The following is a 22,296-nucleotide window of genomic DNA, read 5'->3' as shown; positions in this document are numbered from 1 at the left end:
CTCCTAGGAACCTTTATCCCTGTCGAGCTTGCATGGAATACCGCTGGGAGCTGCTGCCCACTCCCCCCCAGTTCAATCCGCAACTGAGCCGGGAATATGGCAAGTATGCGGCCAAGGTGATGGCTCTGCGGGGTCTGCACACCTGGGAGCAGGCGCAGGCCTTCGTGGATCCCGAACACTATTCCCCCACACCACCAGCATCCCTGCCGGATCTGGAGCGGGCGGTGGCGCGGCTGCTGCAGGCACGGGAAAGGGGAGAGACCCTGTGCATTTGGGGGGACTTTGACTGCGATGGTGTCACCAGCACCAGTCTTCTGCTCTCGGCGTTACAACCCTTGGGCTTCCGAGTCCAGTTCACCATACCGCTGCGCAGTACCGAAGGGCACGGCCTCAACCCTCAACGGCTGCAGCAGGTGCTGGCCCAGGGCTGCCAAGTGATCCTGACGGTGGATTGCGGCATGGGCAATACCGCCGAAATTGCCATGGCCCAAGCCCAGGGGGTGGACGTGATCGTGACGGATCACCACATGCTGCCGGATCCTCTGCCCCCTGCCCATGCGGTGGTCAATCCCTTGCGGCTGCCGGATGACCATCCGCTGCGCTTCTTGCCGGGGGTGGGAGTGGCCTACAAGTTGGCGGAGGCGCTCTACCAAGCCCTAGAGATCCCTGGTGTCGAGCAGCACCTGGATCTGGTGGCGGTGGGAATTGTGGCCGATGTGGCGGTGTTGCAGCGGGAGTGCCGCTACTTGGTGCAGCGGGGCCTGCCGGTGCTGGCCAGTACGCAGCGCCCGGGGTTGCGAGCTCTGCTGGCCCAGGTTAGCAACGGCCAGCTCCAGAGGTCGCCGACAGCCCAGGATATTGCTTTTCGCATCGCCCCCAAGTTGAACGTCATTGGCCGCTTGGAAGACGCCAGCTTAGCAGTGGAGCTGCTGACCACCTCCGATCCAGAGCGGGCCCAGGCGCTGGTGCAACGGTTTGTTGCCCTTGACGAAGAGCGCCGGCAGCTCACCCAGCAAGTGATCCAAGAGGCCAGCCAACAGGTAGAGAGCTTGGATCTGACCCGGGAAGGAGCCATTGTTCTGGCGGAAGCCGGCTGGAACCCAGGGGTTCTGGAGATCGCGGCGGCGCGCTTGGTGGAGCAGTACCGCTGCCCGACGGTGTTGATTGCCAAAGACGAAGCCACAGGGCTGGGCCATGGGTCGGGTCGTTCCCTGCCAGGGGTGAACCTGGTGGAGGCCATCGAGGCCGTGCGCCCCCTCTTGCGGCGGGGAGGCGGACACCCCATGGCCGCCAGGATCCAAGTGGATCTGGCTTGCCTGGCCGCTGTGCAACTGGCGTTGCAGCGGGAGCTGGCCGCGCGGGTTAGCCCGGATCAGCGGGCTCGCGCCTTGGCGGTGGAGATTATCCTCGACTGGGAGCTACTGGTCTCTCAGGATCGGGATGGGGTGGCAGAGCTGGATGAGGTGTATCGGCAATTGCAGCTTCTGCAGCCCTTTGGGCACGGCAACCCCAACCCCGTCGTTGCCTTGATGAACTTCCGTCCCAATAGCTCCAACCTGGGAGTCTCCCGCAATGGCCGCCACCTCAAGTTTGAACTCCAAGGCTCGCCGGGATCCCGTACCCTGTGGTTTTGGCAAGCCGGAGAAGAGCTGGAGCGCTGGCAAAAATGCCAGGCTTTGGACATCGCCCTCCAGTTGGAGGCGGATGACCGGGGCAGACAGCCTTGGCAGGGCAAAGTGCTGGCGGTGCGCCCTGCGGGAGAGTGGCAGGCACCCACCATTTCCGCCCCTCGCCTACAGATCCAAGATTTTCGGCAGAAACCCCTGCCGGATTCGCTGAAAGGGGCCATCTGTTACGACGGGCAGGAGGCCGAGAACCTTGTTCCACCACCAAAAGGGGCAAAGCTGGTGCTGGCCCGCTGGCCCTGGCTACCGGCGGACTTGGCACAACTGCTGCAACAGGTACAGCCCCGAACCCTGATCCTGGCCGCTTCTGCCTCCCCCTGGGAGCAGATCCCCCAGCAGATTGCCCAACTGCAAGCGCTGTGGCAAGCAGGCCGACGGGATCCCGAGGATCTGGCTGCAGTAACTGGCTTTCCCCGGCAGTGGCTGGCGGAACTGGACGGCCCGGAGCAGATCCCCACGCTGCTGATGGGCCGCCTTCAGGAATCCCAAGCCTTTCACCGCTGGCTGGATGGGGCTAGCCCCACCCAGATTGCCCAACTGTGTCAGCGGCTAATGCAATCGGATCCCCTCTCAAGAGAGACAAGAGAGAAAAGAGAAAAGAACGGAGAGTAGTGAGAAGGGAGTATCCTCACTCCTCTCTCCTCACTTCTCACTCCTCATTGTTGCTCCCCACCGCTGACGCGATACTCTGGATCAAATGGCTCAACCTCATTTTTTCTGGCAACCAGAGCCCCTCAGAGTTTTCCGTGATCCCGGTTCGCCTAACCTTGCACAATTTTCTCTGTTACGCTCACGCCGTTTTGGATCTGCGTGGGATCCATACTGCCTGCATTTGTGGCCCCAATGGGGCAGGCAAGTCTGCCCTGCTCGATGCCCTCACCTGGGGCCTTTGGGGGCAAAGCCGAGCTAGCAATGACAGCGATCTCATCCGCAAGGGGGCCAGCGAAGCCTGGGTAGAGGTGATCTACCGCTCCCGAGGACAAACCTACCGTGTCCTGCGCAGCCGTCATCTATCGGGCGAGGGATCCCTGGAGTGGCAAATTCAAACCGGAGAAACCGACGGCCAACCTCGCTGGCGCAGCCTAACCCGCCGCGGCATGCGCGCCACCCAACAGGCCATTCAAAGTCAGCTCAGCCTCGACTACGAGACCTTTATTCACTCCGCCTATCTGCGACAAGGACAAGCAGATGCCTTCACTCTGAAGCGTCCCGGCGAGCGCAAGCAGATCTTGGCCGACATGCTCAAGTTGGGGCAGTACGATTTGCTGGCCGACCGCTGCCGGGAACAGGCGCGCAGTGCCAAACTCAAAGCCGATCTGCTCCAAGAGCGCCTGCAGCAGCTCAACCAACAACAGGCCCACCTTGGCCAAATCCAAGCCGAGCTGGAGCAACTCCAACAACGGCAAACTCATCTGCAGCAGCTCCTAGCCCAGCAACAGCAGGAATTGCAAGCCCTAGAGCGCCTCTACGAACATCGCTGCATCCTGCAGGAGCGCCACCAACACCTTACCCAACACTTGCAAAAGCTCGGCACCAACCTACAGCACACCGAGCAACAGTGGCGTGCCCAGCGACAGCACCTGCTCCAGTTGGAAGAGCTGATCGCCCAGAGTGAAGACATCCTGGCGGGTTACGAACGCTACCAAGCCCTGATGGCCCAAGATCGCCATCTCCACCACCTCTTCGAGCAACAGCAGCATCTGCTCCAAGAACGCCAAAAGCTGCAAGCCCAGCAAGCAGAGCAGCAACAGCAGCAACTGCGCAAGATGCAACGGCTGCAACAGGAGTTGGCCACCTGCCAAGCCCAGGCCCAAGCCGATGCCCAATTGCTGGCAGAACAGGAGCGCATCGAAATCGGCCTGCGCCACTACCAGCAAGCTCAAGAGCGTCTCCAGGCCCTGAACCAAGCCCAAGCTCAAGCCGCCGTCCTTCTCCAGCAGCAACAGCATTGGCAAGAGCAAATCCGCCGCGAGCGGGAACGCCTGCAAGCCCGCGTTCAGCTTCTCAGCCAGCAACTACAAAGCCGGGAAACTCTAGCCCAGCAGCAGCAGCACCTGGAGCAGAAAATTGCCGAAGGAGAGGCCGCCTTGGCAGAGCTGGAGCGACGGCGTCTCTACCAGCAGCAGGTGTTGGAAAAAGTCCAAGAACGACGGCTGTTCGTGCAAAAGCTCCAGGAACGCCAGCGGGTTCTCCAGCAACAGTGGCAACAGGAAGAAGAACGCTGCCGCCTGCTGGTGACCACCTGGGATGAAGGTCAAGAGGCGTTTTCCGCTCAAAGCGCTCCGCGAGGCGAACAAGATCAGGGAGAGCGCCGCCCCATCCCCACTTTGGCGAGAGTGACGGCCCTTGTCGAGGAGGCAGCAGAACAAGAGGAGGGATCCCCGGCCCTATCTTCCGCCGGTCAACCTGCCGAGTCATCCCCCGCAACGCCAACACCAGAGCCGCAGGGATCCGGCTTTATGGCTCCGCAACGCCGTCGCCACTGGACTTGCCCCCTCTGCGCCCGTCCCCTCAGCCTGCGCCTGCGGGATGTGGTGCTGAAAAAACACCGCGAGCGTCAAGAGGAAATTGCCGGCGAACTGTTTGTTATCCGCGAACAACTGGCGGTGGCCGACCGGGAGATTGAACTCTTGCAAGCAGAATACCGCCGTCTCAGCCAAGAACTGGCCACCTGGGATGAGCGCCTGCATCTGCAAGGGCGATTGCAACAGCAGTGGGAAGCCGAGCAGGAACGCCGCCGGCAAATCCAGCTCTGGCAAGCAGAAGCGGCAGAGTTGAGGGAAATCCTTGACCGGGAAGCTTACGCTCAAGAAGCTCGGCAACAGCTCCAGCAGATCCAGCAGGCCCTGCACCAACTGGGCTATGACGAGCGCGAGCACGCCCTACAACGGGGAGAACTGGAGCGCTGGCGCTGGGCCCTGGGCCGCTCTCAAGAACTCCGCAAGGCCCAAGAGCGCCGCTCTCGCCTCTGCGAGCAAATCGCATCTCTACAGGCACAACTGGAAACCCTGCAACAGGTGGGATCCAAGGACTCCGTCCCGCCAGTGGGATCGGATTCTCCCCTGGCGGAGCGGTTGGCTCAGGTGGAACAGGCGTTAAACCACCTGGGCTACGATGGATCCCTGCACCAGCAGGTGAAAGCCGAACTGGCCCAAGCGCAACTCTGGCCGGTGCGCCTGCAAGCCCTACAGGTGGCCCGCCAGGAACTGCCGGAGGTGGCAGCCCGCACCCAAGCCTTATCCCAACGCCTGCAGGAAAGCCGCCAGCACTTTGCCCAAGCCACCCAAGAGCTAGAACGGCTTCAGCAACAACTGGCGGAGCATCCCGAGGTTTTGCCTGCTCAGCTGGAAGGGATCCGCCAAACCCTGCGGGAGCACCGCCGGCGGCTGGATGAGGTGCTGTCTCAGATAGGGGCCGCCCAACAACGGCTACAACAGGCGGTTCAACAGCAGGCGGAACAGGCCGAGCTGGAACAGCAACTGCAACAGGCCCGCCGCCAGCAGCAGGTGTACCAAGAGCTGGCCAATGCCTACGGCCGCAACGGCATCCCCGCCCTGATCGTCGAAAATGTCCTGCCCGAGCTGGAAGCCCAGGCCAACCAGATCCTGGCCCGCCTTACCCAACACCGCCTGCACCTGCAATTGATTACCCAGCGCTCCGGGCGACGCTATTGCTCACCGGCCAAGCTGTCCTCCGTAGCGGGACGGAGTCCCTATGACACCCTCGACATTCTCATTGCCGATCCCCACGGCACCCGCCCCTACGAGACTTACTCCGGTGGAGAAGCCTTCCGCATCAACTTCGCCATTCGCCTGGCCTTGTCCCGCCTGCTCACCCAGCGCTCGGGATCCGACCTGCAAACCTTAATCATCGACGAGGGGTTTGGATCCCAGGATGCCACCGGGCGCGCCCAACTGCTGGCTGCCATCAACGCCATCGCCCCGGACTTTGCCTGCATCTTGGTGATTACCCACATCCCCAGCCTGCAGGATGCTTTCCCCTGCCGCATTGAGGTACAACCCTCTCCCCAGGGATCCCGCCTCTCCATTCGCGGCTAGTCCCTTCAGGAGTTGCCGGCACGATTTTGCAGCCACTGCTGCAACAGGGGCACCAGAGTCTCGCTGAGTTGGTTCCACTGGTCGGGCTTCTGGACGGTGGTCAGCAGCTCCACTCGCTCGCCTCGGATCACCAGAAAGCCAACCGGCTCGATGCGCACCCCACCCCCCGCTCCCCCGAACAGACTGGCCGGATCCCCGCCGTTGCCGCGAAAGCCAGAAGCAGTTTTGCCGAAGTTGCCCCCTCCCCCACCCAAGCCAAAATGCAAGGACATGTAAGGGACAATAATCGTCTCACCAATAGTGATCGGCTGACCAAAGGTTTGTCCCGTTTCCGCCAAAACCTTCAGCTTGCCGAGCACCGCCTCCAGCACCGATTCCACGTTGAAGTCGGATCCCATCTCCGTTGACTCGCCCACCAGACGCTCGGGCAAATGGCGCGCAGTACCCTCCCAGGCTAGTGCAGCCACGCCCAAGAGAGAAAGCCCAAGAAACTCCCCTAATCTTCGTCCGGCGAGCCGGAATAGAGATCTTCCAAACGGCTGCGAGCTTCTTCCAAGCTGGCCGAGCGAATCACCAGTAGAGGCTCCTCGGTGAGGTTGCCATCTTCATCCAGCAGCTCTGGGTGAGGGATCCGCTTGCGGGCACGACGAGGAGAGGCCTTGCGCTCTTCCACGCCCAGTGTGATGACATTGGTAACCAAGTTGCGCAGGGCCAAAAAGGCAATGGCCACAAAAGCGATGAGGTAGAGAATCTGCAGCATTACAGGTCGGGGGAGGGGTGAATCTGGCGAAATTGACGGCCCAATTCGGCACATTTCATAAGCAGGCGATGCCATTTTGCCATCAGCCCAGGGTCGATGCCAACCTCTTGATCGGACGCCTGATAAAGCGCTTCGGCCACCTGTAGCTCCGCTTGAGCGGCCAGAACCTGTTCCAGCAAGGACTGTTGCTCCTCTGGGCTGATAAATTCCAGGGTCTCTTCCTGCAAAAAGCGGCGAGAACGCTCAAACCAGTAGCGGTAGTCCTCCAACAGTGGCCCCAGAATCTCTCGCAACAGCTCAGATTTGCTCATGGCCTGGGATCCCTCCACAACTGGTTTGGATGAAAAAATCTTAGCAGAACTTAACCTTCTCTCGCCACGGGAGAGCGGGATTCCAGGTAGGCTTCCATCTCCAGCATCAGGGCTTCGATCTGAGGCAGCAATTCCAGGGCCTGCTCTTGCCAGTAGCCCCGCTGGTGGGCTTCCAGCAGCCGCTCGCTCATGTCCCGCAGCGCCCAGGGGTTGCGGGATCGCAGGAACTGCTGGACTTGGGGATCCAATAGGTAGGCGCGGGCCAGGCCGGCGTACATGAAATCCGGCACAGCATGGGTGGTGACGTCGTAGGCAAAGAGGTAGTCCAGGGTGGCAGCCATCTCGAAGGCGCCCTTGTAGCCGTGGCGCATCACGCCGGCAATCCACTTGGGGTTGATCACGCGGGCGCGATAGACGCGGTCAATTTCTTCGGCCAGGGTGCGGATCTTAGGGTTGTGGGGACGGGCGTGATCCCCGAAGTAAATCCGCGGGTTGCGGCCCTGGAGCGTTCGCACTGCCGCCACCATCCCCCCTTGAAACTGGTAGTAGTCATCGGAGTCCAGCAGGTCGTGCTCGCGGTTGTCTTGGTTGTGGAGCACAATTTGCAGGTGGGCCAATTGCCGCCGCAGGGCTTCGGGGGCCGGCTCTCCCTCGCCATCGGCCCGGTAGGCGTAGCTGCTCCAGTTGAGGTAGGCGCGGGCCAGATCCGCTTCTGTTTCCCAGTTTTGCGCCTCGATCAGCCCCTGTAGGCCGGCCCCATAGGCCCCCGGCTTGGAGCCGAAGATGCGCAGCCGCGCCCGCTCCGCCGCTGCTTGCGTTGGGATCCCTTGCTCCTGCCAGTACTGGGTATCGGCCAGCACGTGGGCCCGCAGGGGATTGTCGGCTTCTGGCTCCTCCAGGTCAGCCACGGCCTGCACGGCCCGGTCAAACAGGGCAATCAGATTGGGAAAGGCATCGCGAAAGAAGCCAGAAATGCGCAAGGTTACATCCACACGGGGGCGGCCCAAAACCGCTACAGGCAGGATCTCGATGTCCACCACCCGTCCTCCATCCCAGCGGGGTTTGACCCCCAAGAGCGCCAGGGCCTCGGCCCAATCGTCGCCGCCAGTTCTTAGAGTTGAAGTGCCCCAAACGGATAGGCCCAGGCGACGGGGATATTCCCCCTGCTCTTGCACGTAGCGCTCCACCAGCCGCTCGGCGGCCAGTGAGCCGACCTGCCAGGCGGTGGGGGTGGGGATGGCGCGAATGTCCACCGAGTAAAAGTTGCGCCCCGTGGGCAACACGTCCACTCGGCCTCGGGTGGGGGCGCCGGAAGGGCCGCTGGGCACATAGCCGCCCCCTAGCCCATGCAGCAGGTTCTCCAGCTCCTGGGGGGTTTGCTGCAGGCGCGGCAGCAGATCCGTCTCGATCCAATGCAGCACCTGCCTGGCTGCTGGCCCCGGCGGCGGATCGTAAGGGATCCCTTGCAGCCGCTGGGCAATCCAGCGGCGGGCTTGCGCTTCCAGGGCGGCCACCCCGTCTCCAATGTGGCGAAAGTTCTCGCCCATAGACCTTGAGGTTTTCCCAGGCCGGCTGCCAGCGGCTAATTCTTCAGATAGACCGCCGCCCCTAGGCCGACCAACATTTCCTCAGGGGTAATTTTGCCATCTTGGTTGGTATCCAGGGCATCGAAAACGCGATCTGCCCCCATCCACTCCTCGCGGGTGATGAAGCCATCCCCATCCAGGTCGTAGAGGCGGAAGACATCCTGGGCGGCGTGGGTAATGGTTTCCTTGGCACCCTCCAGCTTCTGCAGCCGCTCGGTGAGCAGTTTTTCCAGCACCTCCAGCGCTTTGGAGAAGCCCTGGATCCCTTCTTCCAGCTTTTCTGAGGCCATGCGGTTTTCCCGGTGCATCTGGTCGAAGGTGGCTCTGTCCATCACCAGGCGCGGGATGTCCATTTTCTTGGCTTTTTCCGGATCCAGTTTGCGCTCCAGGTAACCCTCGGTGTTCTGCAGCTCCGCCAGCAGCGCCGGTGAGATGGTGAGAAGATCGCAGCCGGCCAACTCGATGATCTCCCCGATGTTGCGGAAGCTGGCCCCCATCACTTCCGTCGGAAAATCGTATTTGCGGAAGTAGTTGTAAATCTGGGTTACCGACTGCACCCCCGGATCTTCGGCAGGAGGGTAGCTCTCCCGGCCCGTGTGTTTCTTGTACCAATCCAAGATGCGGCCCACAAAGGGCGAGATCAGCTTCACCCCCGCTTCGGCGCAGGCGATGGCCTGGTGTAGGCCAAACAACAGGGTGAGGTTGCAATGGATCCCTTCTTTTTCCAGGATCTCGGCAGCTCGGATCCCTTCCCAAGTCGAGGCAATTTTAATCAGCACCCGCTTGGGATCCGCTCCTGCCGCCTTGTAGAGCTCGATCAAATGGCGGGCTTTGGCAACTGTGGCTTCTGTGTCGTAAGAGAGGCGGGCATCCACCTCCGTCGAGACCCGGCCAGGAATGATGGACAAAATGCGCACGCCAAAGGCCACGGCCAGTTGATCGATGGCGTGGGCCACCACGGTTTTGATGTCGGCTTTGGATCCCAGTTCTTGGCGAGCTTTGAGCAAGGTCTCATCGACAATGCCCTGATACTGAGGCATTTGGGCTGCAGCCGTGATCAATGAGGGATTGGTGGTGGCATCCTGCGGCTTAAAGCTCTCGATGGCGTTGATATCCCCCGTATCAGCCACCACGACAGTCATCTGTCGCAATTGCTCCAGCAAGCTCTTGCTCATGTTCGGCTCCTTGAGATTGCGCTACGCGCCGCTTCTGCGACCTAGTTTCAGTGTTACCCATCCCATTCAGGGATCCCGGTAGACATGAGATTGTCTTAATTCTGATACATTCACGCTGAACCCTCCTGAACATGGTTCAGGAAAGAAGCGATCGCATCCTGCCTATCTCTGAGCAGGAAGGCGGTATCCCGCAAAGCCCTGAGGAATACCCCCCGAGCGCTTTCCCCCTTCACTTCCCGGCAACCGTTGCGGTGGACTCAAGGATCAGGGGGAAACTTGGTCTACTATATCCCTCTCAATGACTTTTGCCAAACCGCCTAAAGCTCAGTAAATTCAGCAAAGTTCAGGGTTTTGGGGGTTAGAGGCATGCTCTGCCGCTCACCCCCACGGGTGTGGGGACAACTGGGCATACTCGTTTCAAACAAGATGAAGACCCTTCGCCGCTGACCCTCACCCCTTGCGGGCGAGGGGAGCTGGGGATCAACCAACCAGCTGTTCCACAGCCGTTTGCAATGACCAGGCAAAGCAAGGGGGAAACCCCAGAGGCTGCCTAGCCCGCCTGGCTGCGCAACTGCCGCAAGAGCCGCTCAAACTCTTCCGGCAGGGGAGCGGTAAACTGCAGCGGCTGGCCTGTGCGCGGGTGAACAAAGGAGAGCTTCCAGGCATGGAGAGCTTGGCCGCCCAGCTTAACAGGGCTGGTTTTGCTCTGGGTGTAGAGGGGATCCCCGACAATGGGTAGGCGCATGTGGGCAGCATGCACCCGAATTTGATGGGTGCGCCCGGTCTCCAGCTCAAACTGCATCAGGGTGTAGTTGCCCAGCCGCTCCAACACTTGCCAGTGGGTTACCGCCACTCGCCCTTGGCCAGGGGTCAGGACGGCCATTTTCTGCCGATCCACCGGGTGCCTCCCAATGGGGGCAGAGACGGTGCCTTGGCTTTGGGCCGGGCGGCCAAACACCACCCCCAAGTAGATGCGCCGGGCGGTTTTGGCCTGGATCTGGGCTTGTAGGTGCTGGTGGGCCTGATCGTGTTTGGCAATCACCAGGGCACCAGTGGTGTCTTTGTCAAGGCGATGGACAATACCTGGACGCAGCTCGCCGTTAATGCCTGAAAGATGGGGGCAGTGGGCCAGCAGGGCGTGCACCAGGGTGCCACTGGCGTGGCCGGGGGCGGGGTGCACCACCAAACCGCGGGGCTTGTTGATCACAAGCAAATCGTCATCTTCGTAAAGAATGTCCAAGGGGATCGGCTCCGGCTGCAGGGCAGTCGGGGTGGCTGGCGGGATCCGCACCTCGACTTCATCCCCAGCTTGCAGGGGGCGATCCTTATCCCGGCAGGGCTGCCCATTGAGCCAAACCTGCCCCGCCCGAATGAGCTGCTGCAGGCGTGAGCGAGACAGATCTGGGAGTTGCTCCGCCAAGCCTCGATCCAGCCGCAAGCCCTGCTGTTTTTCCGTCACCCTGATCTGGCGAATGTCTGCTGCAGCCTCCTTGTGGCCCTCCATGCCGTTGTTGCCCAAATTGCCTTCTTTGACCATTGTGGCAGCCCGGCTACTTTTGCACTGAGTAAAAAAGGTCGAAGATTTGCAGCAACTTCCGCAGGCAGGTGGTGGGGGGATCTGCCTTGTCTCATCGCCTTCTAAGCCTTCTTGGGGGGATCCCTGGGCAATTTTAAGGGGCAGAAAATCCTGACTAGAGTGAGGCTATGGCCCACCAAGAATGAGTTGGGCCGAGTGTTGGCATAGGAGAGCCGGGAGCGATCCCAAGCCGACAACACAGCACACCCCAGCAATTGGCGTTGGCTCAATGGATCGCTCAATGGATCTAAGAAGGAGGTAAGCCATGTCGGATGGAGCAACCAGGGGATCCCAGCTTCAGCAACCCTCTCAACCCCAGCTTGGCTCAGAGCCGCCTTTGGTCTTGCCCCTGACGGAGGTGGGGCTGCGGGACGTTGCCCAGGTGGGCGGGAAAAACGCCTCCTTGGGAGAAATGCTGCAGCAGCTCACCTCAAAGGGGATCCAGGTGCCGACAGGATTTGCCACCACCGCCCATGCGTATCGCCAGTTCATCGCCTCTGCGGGCCTAGAGGAGAAGTTGCAGGAGATTTTCAAAGACTTAGACATTGAGAATGTCCAAAATTTGCGCGAGCGGGGCAAGGCTGCCCGCACCTTGATCTTGCAAACTCCCTTCCCCCCTCAGCTAGAGCAGGCCATCGCCGAAGCCTACCAAAAGCTGTGCGAGCGCTACGGCCCCGACACCGATGTGGCGGTGCGCTCCAGTGCCACGGCAGAAGACTTGCCGGATGCCAGCTTTGCCGGCCAGCAGGAGACCTACCTGAACGTGCGTGGAGTGCGGGCAGTGCTCAATGCCTGTCACCACTGTTTTGCCAGCTTGTTTACCGACCGGGCCATCTCCTACCGCCAAATCAAGGGCTTTGACCATTTTCAAGTAGCCCTCTCGGTGGGGGTGCAGAAGATGGTGCGCTCCGACCTGGCCTGTTCGGGGGTGATGTTCTCCATCGACCCAGAAACCGGCTTTAAAGATGCGGTGCTGATCACCGCCGCCTACGGCCTGGGGGAAAACGTGGTGCAAGGGATCGTCAACCCCGATGAGTACGTGGTCTTCAAACCCACCCTCAAGCAGGGACTGCGCCCCATCCTCTCCCGCAAGCTGGGCAGCAAGGCCCTGAAGCTGGTCTACGACGAGGGGGGATCCCGTTCCACCAAAAACGTGGCTGTCCCCGAAAGCCTGCGCAAGCAATATGCCCTCAGGGATGAGGAAATCCTCAAATTGGCCCAGTGGGCCTGCTTGATCGAGGAGCACTACTCGGCGCTGCGGGGCCGCTTCACCCCCATGGACATCGAGTGGGCCAAAGATGGGATCACCGGCGAGCTGTTTATCGTCCAGGCCCGCCCCGAAACGGTGCAGTCGCAAAAAGGGGCCAACCAGCTGACCACCTATCGCTTCACCCAGCCTGGGGCGCAGCCCGAGCCTCTGGTGCGGGGACGGGCCGTAGGCGAGGCCATTGGCCAGGGCACAGCCCGCGTCATTTTGGATGTGCGCCGCTCGGATCAGTTTCAGGCCGGCGAGGTGCTGGTGACCGAAAAAACGGATCCCGACTGGGAGCCAATCATGAAAAAGGCCAGCGCCATCGTCACCAACCAGGGGGGCAGAACTTGCCATGCGGCCATCATCGCCCGCGAGCTGGGGATCCCGGCCATTGTTGGCTGCGGCAACGCCACGCAGGTGCTCCGTTCCGGCGAGCCCATCACCGTCTCCTGCGCTGAAGGGGAAGAAGGGCGGGTCTACCCGGGCCTGTTGCCCTATGAGGTGACGGAGATCCCGCTGGAGGAGCTGCCCCGTCCCCGCACCCAGCTGATGATGAATGTGGGCAACCCAGAAAAAGCCTTCGGCCTCAGCGGGATCCCTTGCGATGGGGTCGGGCTGGCGCGGCTGGAGTTCATCATCGCCAACCACATTCAGGTCCACCCGCTGGCTTTGCTCAACTATGAGCAGGCGGTGAAAGAGGAGCCGCGCCTGGCAGAGCTCACCGCCCAGTATGCCGACAAGCCGGAGTACTTTGTGGACAAGCTGGCCCAGGGGGTGGCCACCATTGCTGCCGCCTTTTACCCCAAGCCGGTGATCGTGCGGCTGTCGGATTTCAAGAGCAACGAGTATGCCCACCTGTTGGGGGGATCCCGCTACGAACCCCACGAGGAAAACCCGATGATCGGCTGGCGGGGGGCCTCCCGCTACACGGATCCCCGCTACCGTGAGGGCTTTGCCTTGGAGTGTCGGGCCATGAAACGGGTGCGGGATGAGATGGGCCTGACCAACGTCATCTTGATGATCCCCTTCTGCCGCACGCCGGAAGAGGGGCACAAGGTGCTGGAGGAGATGGCCCGCCATGGCCTGGTGCGGGGAGAAAACGGTCTGCAGGTGTACGTGATGTGTGAATTGCCCAGCAACGTCATCCTGGCCGACGCGTTCTGCCAGATCTTCGACGGCTTCTCCATCGGCTCCAACGACCTCACCCAGCTCACCCTGGGGTTAGACCGCGACTCAGCCCTGGTGGCCCATCTTTTTGACGAGCGCCACGAGGCCGTCAGGCGGATGATCGCCCAGGTAATCCAGACGGTGAAAAGCCACGGGCGCAAGATCGGCATCTGTGGCCAGGCTCCCAGCGACTACCCCGACTTCGCCCGCTTCCTGGTGCAGGCGGGGATCGATTCCATCAGCCTCAACCCCGATTCCCTGTTGAAAACCCTGCTGGTGGTGGCCGAAGCAGAAGCGGCTGGCACCCGGTGAGCCCAAAGCCGGCCCAGAGACGTGCGCGGGGATCCCGTCTCCTGAGTTACAATCTCTTCTGCTGTGTTCCCATCCCCATCGATGATCCACGAACTCTCCATGCCGGCCCTCAGCTCCACCATGGAAACGGGCAAGATCGTCACCTGGCTTAAGAACCCCGGCGACCGCGTGGAGAAGGGAGAAAACATCCTGGTGGTGGAGTCGGACAAAGCGGACATGGATGTGGAGTCCTTCCACAGCGGCATCCTGGCCAGTATCCTGGTGCCGGCAGGGGAATCAGCCCCGGTGGGCGCGCCCATCGCCCTGATTGCCGAAAGCGAGGCAGAAGTGGCCCAGGCCCAGGAAAAAGCCAAGGCCCTCTCTGCCGGAGCTGCCCCTGTGGCACCCCCTCCCGCAGCTCCATCAGCCAGCCCTGCTCCTGCTCCCACCCCTGCCCCCCAAAATGGATCGGGATCCCAGCGGATCGTGGCTTCCCCGCGGGCGAAAAAACTGGCGGAGAGCCTGGGGATCGATCTGCGCACCGTGCGCGGCTCCGGCCCCAATGGTCGCATCGTCGCTGAAGACGTGGAGCGGGCAGCGGCCCTTTCCGCTCCTGCAGTGGCTGCCTCCTCTGCCCCAGCCCCCGCGCCTCCAACTCCTGTGGCTGTCCCCTTGGGAGAGACAGTTCCCCTCAGCACCCTACAAGCGGCGGTGGTGCGCAACATGAACGCCAGCCTTGGCGTGCCGGTGTTCCACGTGGGCTACACCATCACCACCGATAGCCTGGATCACCTCTACCAACAGGTGAAGCCCAAAGGAGTCACCCTGACGGCCCTCTTGGTCAAAGCCGTGGCCATGACCCTGGAGAAGCACCCCCTTCTGAATGCCAGCTACACAGAAGGCGGGATCCATTACAAATCGGATATCAACATCGCGGTGGCCGTGGCCATGGAGGATGGCGGGCTGATCACCCCTGTCCTAAAGCAAGCCAACCGGCTCGATCTGTACGAGATCTCCCGCCGTTGGAAGGATCTGGTGGAGCGGGCGCGGCGCAAGCAACTGCAGCCAGAGGAGTACACCAGCGGCACCTTTACCCTCTCCAACCTGGGCATGTTCGGGGTGGATCGCTTCGACGCCATTTTGCCCCCCAACCAGGGATCCATTTTGGCCATCGGCGCTTCTCGCCCCACGGTGGTGGCGACGCCGGAAAAAGCCATTGCCATCCGTTCCCAAATGCAGGTGAACCTCACCTGCGATCACCGTGTCATCTACGGCGCCCATGCAGCGGCCTTCCTGCAAGATCTGGCGCAGCTCATAGAGCACAAGGTGGGATCCCTGACGTTGTAGCCGCCCTGAAACCCGGCCTTGAGCCAATCTCAGAGTAGGGTTCTTCTCTCGCGCAACCCACAAGGTCGGGCAGCCGGCGAGGCCCCAGCGCTCAGGAGCTCCTCCTGGGAAAGCGCTGCATCAACTCTTGCACAGCCTCGGCATGGTAGGAGCTGCGGGTTAGGGGCGAAGACACCACCTGCAAAAAGCCCAGTTCCTCTCCCACCCGTCGCCAATGGTCGAACTCTTCGGGGGAAACGTAGCGCTCCACCGGCAAGTGCTTGGGACTGGGCGCCAGGTATTGGCCGAGCGTGAGGATGTCACAACCCACCCGGCGCAGATCCCGCATCACCTGCAAGATCTCCTCGGCAGTTTCTCCCAGGCCCAACATCACCCCTGACTTGGTGTACAGGCCGGGATCCCATTGCCGTGCCAACTCCAACAGTTTGAGGGAGCGCTCGTAGTTCCCTTGCGGGCGTACACGGCGATAGAGGCGGGGCACCGTTTCGGTATTGTGGTTGAGCACCGTCGGTCGGGCGGCCAAGATCTGCTGCAGCGCCTGCCAGTTACCACATAGGTCTGGGATCAAGACCTCGATGGTGGTCTGGGGCATGCGGCGGCGGATTTCCGCAATGCAGGCCACAAACTGGCCGGCTCCCCCATCGGGCAGGTCGTCCCGATTCACCGACGTAATCACCGCATGGCGCAATCCCAAGCGTTCCACTGCTTCTGCCACCCGCAGGGGTTCAGTGGCATCCAGGGGCAGAGGGCGTTTGGTGAAGTCGATATCGCAGTAGGGGCAGGCGCGGGTACAGGCCGGGCCCATGATCAAAAAGGTGGCGGTGCCGTTGGCAAAACACTCCCCCAGGTTGGGACAGGAAGCCTCTTCGCAAACCGTGTTTAGGCCCAAGTCCCGCAGCAGTTGTTTGACGGATCCCACCCGTTGAGGGGCCTTGGCCCGCAGCCAGGAGGGTTTGCTACCAGAAGAAACAACAGTCAAAGAAGCGCTCCAGCACGAAACAGCGGCGACGGTATCACTCAGCTTAGCCTGCCATTTGGCCCCGTTGGAATTTGGACAAAGCCAATTTCCCGGCCCAATTGATCCCTGCCGCCTCGGAAGCACGACCCAAAACGCGGCATACTGGAAAGCAAATGTCGAGCGATAGGGATCCCACATGGTTGTTGCTGCTCCTCCCTCTCTGGAACAACTTGCCATCAATACGATTCGCTTTTTGGCGGTGGATGCTGTTCAGAAGGCCAACTCCGGCCACCCTGGCCTGCCGATGGGAGCAGCACCCATGGCCTATGTGCTGTGGCAGCAGTTCATGAAGTTCAACCCCCGCAACCCCAAGTGGGTGGATCGGGATCGCTTTGTGCTCTCGGCGGGGCACGGCTGCATGCTGCAGTACGCGCTGCTGCACCTAACCGGCTTCGATGTAAGCCTGGAGGACATTAAGCAGTTCCGCCAGTGGGGATCCAAAACCCCCGGCCACCCGGAAAACTTTGAAACTCCGGGGGTGGAGGTGACCACCGGCCCGCTGGGGCAAGGGGTGGGTAACGCGGTTGGGCTGGCGATTGCCGAGGCCCATCTGGCCGCCCGCTTCAACAAGCCCGGTTACACCATTGTGGATCACTACACTTACGTGATCTTGGGCGATGGCTGCAACATGGAAGGGGTGGCTTCTGAAGCAGCTTCTCTGGCCGGCCACCTGCAACTGGGCAAGCTGATCATGCTTTACGACAGCAACCACATCTCCATCGACGGCAGAACGGAAATCGCCTTTACGGAAGATGTGGGCAAACGCTATGAAGCCTACGGCTGGCATGTGCAAAAAGTAGAGGATGGCAACCACGACTTGAAAGGGATCGCCGAGGCCATCCAAAAAGCCAAGGAAGTCACCAACAAGCCGTCCTTGATTATTGTCGAGACCACCATCGGCTACGGATCCCCCAACAAGGCCGGCAGCGAGAGCGTCCATGGGGCACCCCTGGGGCCGGAAGAGGTGAAGCTCACCAAACAAAACCTGGGTTGGCCTCTGGAGCCGGAGTTTTACATTCCCGACGAGGTGCTGGCCCACTTCCGCCAGGCCATCGAAAAAGGGGCCAAGGCCGAGGCCGAGTGGAACGAGCGCTTCGCCGCCTACGAGAAGGCTTACCCCGAAGAGGCCGCCGAGTTCAAGCGCATCATGGCCGGGGAGCTGCCGGTGGGCTGGAAAGAAGCGCTGGCCCCCATTGCCGAAACCGGCAGAGAGTCTACCCGTAACCTCTCCAAGTTTTGTCTGAATGCCTTGGCCAAGGCCGTGCCGGAACTGCTGGGGGGATCCGCAGATCTCGCCCACTCCAACATGACTTATCTAAAGGGGATCCCAGAGTTTCAGGCCGGCTCTTACGAGGGGCGCAACTTCCGCTTTGGGGTGCGGGAACACGGCATGGGAGCCATCGCCAACGGCATGGCGCTTCATGGAGGTCTCATCCCTTACGACGCCACCTTTTTGATCTTCACCGACTACATGCGGCCTGCCATCCGCCTATCGGCCCTCTCGCAAGTGCGGGTGCTGCACGTCATGACCCACGACTCCGTCGCCTTGGGGGAAGATGGCCCCACTCACCAGCCCATTGAGACACTGGCTTCCCTACGGGCTATCCCCAACCTCTATGTGCTGCGCCCAGCGGATGCCCGCGAAACGGTGGGATCTTACCAGGTGGCCCTAGAAGCCAAGACCACCCCTTCTGTGCTGGTGTTCACCCGGCAAGCCGTCAACCCGGTGGAGGGCACCTCTGTTGAAGGCGTAGCCAAAGGGGCCTATGTGGTGGTGGATGCCCCCAACCCAGAGCTGATCTTGATCGCCACCGGCTCTGAACTGGAGCTGGCGGTGAAAGCTGCAGCCCAACTGAAGCAGGAAGGCCGGGCCGTGCGGGTGGTCTCTATGCCCTGTATGGAGCTGTTTGAGGCCCAGCCCCAGAGCTACCGAGACTCGGTTCTGCCCCCCAACGTCACCAAGCGCGTCTCCGTCGAGGCAGGTTCCACCTTCGGCTGGCACAAGTACCTGGGGTTTGAGGGGGTGGCCATTGGCATCGACCGCTTTGGCGCCTCTGCCCCCGGCCCGGTGTGCATGGAGAAGTTCGGCTTCACGGTGGAGAACGTGCTCAACACTGCCCGCCGGTTGCTGAGCTGAGTTTCCCTTTTCGTGGGGCTAGACCCAGCAGGGATCCCTTCTCTGCTGGGCTTTTTTCCCTGTTGAGCCTGCTGCCCAGCGGCGTGACCCGGACAGGCGTAGCGAACCTTGCATCAACCAATCAGCAGGACTTCCAAAGCATCCGGATCTGCTTCTTTCTGTAGGGCAGCCATGGCGGAGAACGCAGTCGAGGGCGGCTTCCTGCCCCGCAGACAACACCTTTGCCTTGAGGACATCTTCAACCATGGCGGGGATGATCCTTGAAGGCAAGTTGGAAGTCGAGCAGGCTGCCACCATCGCCTTGAAATCGCCTTGAAGAAGAAACTTTGGCTTCCGCCGCCGTGCTGAGGTGCTTGTGCCGGCTGCAGACACAAACAGCTTTGCCTACTGTTTGCCTACTGTAGGAACCCCGCCAGTAAAATCACCGCGGCTCCCACGGCAGCCAAAATCGTCAGCGCCCGGCCCGCGTCGGCACTGCCCTTCCACGAGAAGTTTTTCTCCGACTTTTTCGGTTCTGCTGGCATGGCCATGCCTCCCTTTGCATTGCCAACTCTAACTTAACTTCCCCCCCACGGGATCTTAGCTGGTTGGGGCATACCCTGGAAAAAACAGCAGCCATCTGGCCCGGCCAGCCGTTTTTGGGAACAATACAAGCAGGCAAGGGATCCACTCCCACCAGTCTGGAAGCACATCCTGAGGCGAAAGCCATGAGCTATGCAGAACGGAGCAAAAGAATGGTTTTGACGTTGGCGACTCTGCTGGGCGGCTGGGTTGGCGGAGGGTTGTTGCAGGGATCCCTCTGGGTTGCCGCTCAGCCTACCTTTCAGACAGTGCCGTTGCCGCGCTTACCGGTGGGTGTCGATCAATTGGTTTTTGATCGCCCGGTAGCCCGCTTTAACCCCAACCTGCCGGCAGAGCTGGTGATCCGCAATCGCACCGGTCTGCCTTTGGAATACGGCTTTACCGATCCCCGTCAGAAGGTCTCGGAACTGCCTGCCGGCGAAACGTTGCGCCTGAGCAACCTGCTGATCCCCAACTGCATGGCCATCAACACGCCGATGTTGGCTCCTGTGGGCTACCAGGTGAGCGTGGATCCCTTGAATGTGATCACCGTAGAGGTGCGGCTGGTCAACGATGTCTCCGGCGATCACTGCCTCGATCTGCAAGCGACAGGGGCTATTTTTGTGAATTGAGATGAGCTGATACCCATCGATTACCCATCGAACACAAGTTAAGTCAAATCCTTCAAAGGGATCCCTTACATCCTCACCTACAGTCATCTTCTGGCCTTTGCCAGGATGGACATGGGATCCCACACGGTAGATGGCAGTTGACTTTGCCCGGTTTTGACGCTGGGATTGAGTCTATTGGAGAGCCGATCAGCTTACTAGCGCAGGAGCCCCGCACTGTACCCGTAGGGTCAGTGCCGGGAGGAATGCCCTTTGATGAAGTACAATGAACTTATGAGCCAAATCCTGACCATCTCCTGCAAGCTCAAGGTGTCCCAGTCGCAAGCCGCTAAATTGGACGCGACGATGGATGCCTTTGTGCAGGCATTGAACTGGGTCAACCAGAACACGCCGGAGAAGATCGTCAATGCGGTCAAACTGCAATCCTTTTGCTACTACGAGATTCGCGCCCGATTCGGCTTGTCTAGCAACTTGGCCCAGCAGGTCTGCAGGCGGGTGGCAGGCGCCCGCAAAGTGGCGAGACAGCGCAACCGTCCAGTTAAAGAGTTCAAGCGTAGGTTCGTTACCTACGACGCACGTATCTTTTCATTCCGCGAGAAAGACTGGACGGTGTCGCTGACCACGGTGGAAGGGAGAGAACGCTTTGAACTGGCCATTGGTAACTACCAGAGGGGAATGCTGGCTGGCTCCAACCCAAAAGCCGCCACGCTAGTCGAGCGTAAAGACGGCTCCTACTACATCCAGATTTGCGTAGAGGAAAAGCCACTCAAGCAACAAGATACCGACAGGGTGATCGGGGTGGATTTGGGAAGGACGGATATTGCTCATACGTCAGAGGGGGACAACTGGAATGGACAGCAGTTGAACCGAATCCGAGACCACTACTCCAAGCTGAGGGCGGTACTCCAACGCAAAGCCAGTAAGGGCACCCGCAGTTCGCGGCGCAGATGCCGTCAACTGTTGCAACGGCTGTCTGGCAAGGAGAGACGCTTTCAAGTGTGGGTCAATCATCGCATCTCTAAAGCTATTGTCTCTAGGGCAAAAGCTACCAACAGCGCTATTGCTCTGGAAGACCTGACAGGGATCCGGGAAAGGGTCAATCAACAGCCACGCAGCAAAGCTGAACGGCGCAGGGCCAACAGTTGGGCGTTTTATCAACTCCGTCAATTTTTGGAGTACAAGGCTCTGCGTGCGGGGGTTGCTCTGATTCTTGTGCCGCCTGCCTACACGTCGCAGACCTGCCACAAGTGTTTACACATCCATCCCGATCCTACGCAATCCTATCGCAGTGGAAAGAAGTTTAAGTGTGGACACTGTGGATGGGGAGGGGATGCGGACTTTAATGGTGCGAATGTGATTGCGCTTTTTGGGGCTGTCGTAAACCAGCCTAGAGGTTCGGGCCTGTTTTGTTCTCTGGTAGAGCAGAGCAGGCTCAGGGCTACTGAAAGCCCGCTCCGTACCGCTTAGCGGTCGGAGTCGGGTAGTTTACAGGTTTAGGCGTATCGACAGGGGCCATCCCCTGTGACAGGATGCGAACAGGATATCGAGGCCGATATTCTCCTGGACTCTGTTTAGCCTTTCTCTGGGCTTGTTGCCTGTGTAGTCTGTCTGTACTCTATCTTTTTCTTGGATGGTCTCATGAGCGATAACTTGTATTCCTGGTTTCCCCGGGCCTTGGTGATTGGCGCTGCGGTTGTGGGGTTGTCGAGCTTGCCTGCAAGGGCTCAGCAAATTACGGATCCCAGCCCAGCTCAAGCGGCCACCAATGTTGAACCTACCTCGCCAATCTCGGCTTCTTTTCGCAGCCAAGATGGAGTCAGCGTGCGTCCGGAAACGGTGAGGGTTTTCCTGGATGGCCAAGACGTCACTTCCCAGTCGGTGATTACCCGCGATTTCTTCACCTATCGCCCTGCCCAACCCCTGCCGCCGGGGCGCCGGGAAGTTCTGCTGGAGTTCACCAATACCCAGGGGGTGACCCGCCGCGTGACCTGGAGCTTCACCGTGGGTAGCCCTGTCCGCGCTTCCATCGACCTGGTGGATCACAATGCCGGCAGTCGCCCCTTGGCAGCCGGGGAAATCCTGCTGGTTACCGTCAAAGGCACTCCTTCCAGCCGGGTGACGGTTTACCTCATCCAAGATGGACGGCAAGTGCAAACCTTGCCGGCTCAGGAAGTTTCCAGCGGCACCTATGTAGTGAACGCCCTAATCGAGGCGAAAGATACCACCCGGGAAGGGATCGTCGTCGCCCGCCTGGAAAATGATGGCCAAGTGCGCTTCATGACCGCCGAACAACCGGCCCGCCTGATCGAAGGGGCCACCGGGGGCATCCAGCGGCTGACCACCCAAGAGGTTTCCGCCACGGTCAGCGCCCCTGGCCCACTCTTGCCTCAGATCACCAACCTGCGGGATGGGGATCGGGTTTCCGGCTCTTCGTTTACGCTGCAGGGCACTACAGCTCCCAATGCTTCGGTGCGGGTGAATGTAACGGCTTCGACCTCTCTGGGGGGCATCATCAGCGCCCAACAGACCGTGACCAACCAAACTGTGCAGGCAGATGCCCAGGGCCGTTTCACCATCACCGTTCGGCCTCCCATTCCGGCCTCTGGCACGGTGTATCAGGTGAATCTCACGGCCACTTCCGGCAACCAAACCAGCCCAACGGTAACCCTGCGCCTTACCCAGCAGTAGGGGTTCAAGGGATCCCAATCCATCCCGATAGCCTTCCCCCCACCCATCAAGGGAT

At 60.6% G+C, this 22,296-nt stretch carries 15 protein-coding genes and 1 pseudogene; 8 read left to right on the top strand and 8 right to left on the bottom strand.

Annotated features, from left to right (window positions below; all coding sequences use genetic code 11):
- The first annotated feature begins 32 nt into the window (after positions 1 to 32).
- Positions 33 to 2,297: a single-stranded-DNA-specific exonuclease RecJ gene (gene recJ, locus ACVW0C_RS03920; RefSeq protein WP_457384406.1), complete on the top strand. Its 2,265-nt coding sequence runs from the start codon at positions 33 to 35 to the stop codon at positions 2,295 to 2,297.
- Positions 2,298 to 2,431: 134 nt separating this feature from the next.
- Positions 2,432 to 5,743 carry an AAA family ATPase gene (locus ACVW0C_RS03915; RefSeq protein WP_457384405.1) on the top strand — a complete coding sequence of 1,104 codons (3,312 nt, stop codon included), beginning with the start codon at positions 2,432 to 2,434 and terminating at the stop codon, positions 5,741 to 5,743.
- Between the two features lie 5 nt (positions 5,744 to 5,748).
- On the opposite strand, the gene ACVW0C_RS03910 is transcribed toward ACVW0C_RS03915, so the two are convergent.
- The 6 genes and pseudogenes from ACVW0C_RS03910 to ACVW0C_RS03885 form a co-directional block, all read right to left on the bottom strand.
- Positions 5,749 to 6,174, bottom strand: coding sequence for a GerW family sporulation protein (locus ACVW0C_RS03910; protein WP_457384404.1), 426 nt, complete (start codon positions 6,172 to 6,174; stop codon positions 5,749 to 5,751).
- A 65-nt stretch (positions 6,175 to 6,239) separates the two neighbouring features.
- Complete coding sequence (locus tag ACVW0C_RS03905; RefSeq protein WP_414344596.1) at positions 6,240 to 6,503, bottom strand: DUF2973 domain-containing protein; 264 nt, start codon at positions 6,501 to 6,503, stop codon at positions 6,240 to 6,242.
- A complete protein-coding gene (locus ACVW0C_RS03900) occupies positions 6,503 to 6,814 on the bottom strand; it encodes a DUF2605 domain-containing protein (protein ID WP_414331259.1) in 312 nt (103 codons plus the stop codon). Before ACVW0C_RS03900 ends, ACVW0C_RS03905 begins: the two co-directional genes overlap by 1 nt.
- A 50-nt stretch (positions 6,815 to 6,864) precedes the next feature.
- Positions 6,865 to 8,349, bottom strand: a pseudogene (locus tag ACVW0C_RS03895) (cobaltochelatase subunit CobN); the annotation flags it as partial.
- Between the two features lie 47 nt (positions 8,350 to 8,396).
- Positions 8,397 to 9,575 (bottom strand): transaldolase, encoded by a 1,179-nt coding sequence (locus ACVW0C_RS03890; RefSeq protein ID WP_011432742.1) that lies wholly within the window; start codon positions 9,573 to 9,575, stop codon positions 8,397 to 8,399.
- Positions 9,576 to 10,125: 550 nt separating this feature from the next.
- A complete protein-coding gene (locus ACVW0C_RS03885; RefSeq protein WP_457384427.1) occupies positions 10,126 to 11,079 on the bottom strand; it encodes an RluA family pseudouridine synthase in 954 nt (317 codons plus the stop codon).
- A 337-nt stretch (positions 11,080 to 11,416) separates the two neighbouring features.
- Between ACVW0C_RS03885 and ppsA the strand changes: the two genes are divergently transcribed.
- Positions 11,417 to 13,882, top strand: coding sequence for a phosphoenolpyruvate synthase (ppsA, locus tag ACVW0C_RS03880; RefSeq protein WP_457384403.1), 2,466 nt, complete (start codon positions 11,417 to 11,419; stop codon positions 13,880 to 13,882).
- Between the two features lie 81 nt (positions 13,883 to 13,963).
- Complete coding sequence (locus ACVW0C_RS03875) at positions 13,964 to 15,208, top strand: dihydrolipoamide acetyltransferase family protein (RefSeq protein WP_457384402.1); 1,245 nt, start codon at positions 13,964 to 13,966, stop codon at positions 15,206 to 15,208.
- Positions 15,209 to 15,299: 91 nt separating this feature from the next.
- On the opposite strand, the gene lipA is transcribed toward ACVW0C_RS03875, so the two are convergent.
- On the bottom strand, positions 15,300 to 16,187 hold the full coding sequence (gene lipA, locus ACVW0C_RS03870; protein ID WP_457384401.1) for a lipoyl synthase: 888 nt from the start codon (positions 16,185 to 16,187) through the stop codon (positions 15,300 to 15,302).
- A 175-nt stretch (positions 16,188 to 16,362) separates the two neighbouring features.
- Between lipA and tkt the strand changes: the two genes are divergently transcribed.
- A complete protein-coding gene (tkt, locus tag ACVW0C_RS03865) occupies positions 16,363 to 18,363 on the top strand; it encodes a transketolase (protein WP_457384400.1) in 2,001 nt (666 codons plus the stop codon).
- Positions 18,364 to 18,758: 395 nt separating this feature from the next.
- Here tkt and ACVW0C_RS03860 read toward each other — a convergent pair whose 3' ends face one another.
- Complete coding sequence (locus ACVW0C_RS03860; RefSeq protein WP_011432750.1) at positions 18,759 to 18,887, bottom strand: hypothetical protein; 129 nt, start codon at positions 18,885 to 18,887, stop codon at positions 18,759 to 18,761.
- A gap of 63 nt (positions 18,888 to 18,950) precedes the next feature.
- Here ACVW0C_RS03860 and ACVW0C_RS03855 point away from each other — a divergent pair, with 63 nt between their 5' ends.
- The 3 genes from ACVW0C_RS03855 (at position 18,951) to ACVW0C_RS03845 (ending at position 22,241) form a co-directional block, all read left to right on the top strand.
- A complete protein-coding gene (locus ACVW0C_RS03855; RefSeq protein WP_457384399.1) occupies positions 18,951 to 19,556 on the top strand; it encodes a hypothetical protein in 606 nt (201 codons plus the stop codon).
- Positions 19,557 to 19,826: 270 nt separating this feature from the next.
- A complete protein-coding gene (locus tag ACVW0C_RS03850; RefSeq protein ID WP_457384426.1) occupies positions 19,827 to 21,020 on the top strand; it encodes an RNA-guided endonuclease InsQ/TnpB family protein in 1,194 nt (397 codons plus the stop codon).
- A gap of 171 nt (positions 21,021 to 21,191) precedes the next feature.
- Positions 21,192 to 22,241, top strand: a complete 1,050-nt coding sequence (locus ACVW0C_RS03845; protein ID WP_457384398.1) for a hypothetical protein — start codon at positions 21,192 to 21,194, stop codon at positions 22,239 to 22,241.
- The last annotated feature ends 55 nt before the right edge of the window (positions 22,242 to 22,296 follow it).

This window comes from Thermostichus sp. OS-CIW-26 (genome assembly GCF_054058395.1).
This window is presented reverse-complemented; position numbering and strand designations above follow the sequence as displayed.